The sequence below is a fragment of the Halomonas sp. SIMBA_159 genome, assembly GCF_046536035.1.
GTDB classification, from domain to species: Bacteria; Pseudomonadota; Gammaproteobacteria; order Pseudomonadales; family Halomonadaceae; genus Vreelandella; species Vreelandella venusta_A.
The window spans coordinates 1-369 of the sequence record NZ_JAWJBT010000171.1; the positions used below are offsets into that span (position 1 = coordinate 1).

At 45.0% G+C, this 369-nt stretch carries 1 protein-coding gene; it reads left to right on the top strand.

Translation table 11 applies throughout. The features are described 5' to 3' along the window. Window positions 1-175: 175 nt before the first annotated feature. Window positions 176-369, top strand: a 194-nt coding sequence (locus R0J87_RS18860; protein WP_498888129.1) for a uracil-DNA glycosylase family protein, incomplete at its 3' end; no start/stop codon positions are given.

Below are 369 nucleotides of genomic sequence, written 5' to 3' on the forward strand. Positions count from 1 at the left end.
TTAGGTTTTCTAACATGGTGTTCGTGTTAGGTTTGTTAACATATTAATCAATATTTTCTGACAATGCAAGCATTATTTTTATTTATGTTAGGTTTTCTTACGTGAAAGCGATTGCAAATAGCGCGAAATAACGGAAAATAAAATTTTCAGTAATTAAGGAGAAAGGGAGAGGGGAATGTATAGAATTCCACAGGAACTAGCGGAACTGGGCAAGAAGCGCATCGAAGGTTTTCCGGTAGAAGGCTTTGTCTTGGGAAGCGGCCCGGAACCTCCCGCGTTGATGCTGGTGGGGGAAGCACCGGGAGAGAATGCAGTGGAGACGGGGGTCCCGTTTACCGGTCGTGCCGGTAAAGAGTTGATGGCTTCGCT